The sequence below is a fragment of the Oleiphilus sp. HI0125 genome (assembly GCF_001635355.1).
This window is the reverse complement of sequence record NZ_LWGF01000934.1, coordinates 1-1,235: the sequence shown is the minus strand read 5'-3', so window position 1 is coordinate 1,235 and position 1,235 is coordinate 1. Positions and strand designations below refer to the sequence as shown.

Annotated in this window: 1 protein-coding gene and 1 pseudogene; both read right to left on the bottom strand. The window is 47.4% G+C overall.

Annotated features, from left to right (window positions below; translation table 11 throughout):
• Nucleotides 1-1,100, bottom strand: a 1,100-nt coding sequence (locus A3762_RS16110; protein WP_231878835.1) for a YifB family Mg chelatase-like AAA ATPase, incomplete at its 3' end; no start/stop codon positions are given.
• Nucleotides 1,101-1,115: 15 nt separating this feature from the next.
• Nucleotides 1,116-1,235, bottom strand: a pseudogene (locus A3762_RS28410) (diaminopimelate epimerase); the annotation flags it as partial.

Genomic DNA, 1,235 nt, shown 5'->3' with positions numbered 1-1,235 from the left:
GACTGAAAAGGCACCTCAACATACATATCAATTCGATCTAATAAAGGGCCCGATAATTTTCGGCGATACTGTTCGATTTGTTGCGGCGTATCAGTACAAGCAATCGTTGGATGCCCTAAATAGCCACACGGGCATGGATTCATGGCAGCAATAAATTGAAAATTCGCAGGTAAGGTAATTTGATGCTGTGCGCGCGCGATCGAAATCGCATTCGACTCTAAAGGCTCTCGTAGCATCTCAAGACTATGCCTCGAGAACTCTGGCAGCTCATCCAAAAATAAAACACCCTGATGCGCTAAAGACACTTCGCCGGGTTTAGGTTTAGCGCCACCTCCTACAAGAGAAACCGCCGAACACGAATGATGAGGTGAACGAAATGGTGGTGTAAACCAATCCCCCTCATCTCTCGGAGTATTGGTTAAGCTATATAAAGCGGCTACGTCGCGTGCTTGTTTGATATTAAGTTGAGGCAATATGCCGCTGATACGCGAAGCAAGCATACTTTTGCCTGTTCCTGGCGGACCAAATAACAATAAGTTATGCCCTCCCGCTGCAGCTATCTCTAGCGCTTTACGCGCAGAATACTGACCAAGAACATCCGACAGATCATCTATTTGAGCATCTAGGTCTTGATCAGAAGTTTCTGCAGTATATCGGCATGTCGTTGCACGCTCAGGATCGCGAAGATATTCCACCAACTGCCGAAGGTCTTCTATGCCATAGATCGATTTTGCACCTAATAAGTGAGCATAACGGAGATCATCCTTTGCAACAAACACACGGTGGCTAGACTCGAGGCTTTCAATCAAAGAAGGTAAGACACCCGTGACGGGACTGCACTCTCCAGTTAATGCTAACTCGGCAATAAACTCGCAAGCGCTAATATCAACTCCATTCAATTGCCCACTTGCCGCCAAGATCCCAACAGCAATAGCTAAATCGAAACGGCCGCCCTCTTTCGGTATGTCTGCAGGCGCTAAATTAACGGTCACGCGGCGCATCGGGAACTCAAAACCACTATTTATAAGTGCGCAGCGCACACGTTCACGGCTTTCTTTTACGGCCGCCTCGGGTAAACCAACAACGGTAAATGAAGGCAGACCATTGGATAGATGCGTTTCACCAGCACCGCGTTCAAAAACACGCAGCTTTATAAAGCGAGCATGGACCACTTCCATAAACCCAATATTGGCTTTGTTTGGAAAGCGCGTATGTTTTTCTAACTGAGGCCCCAG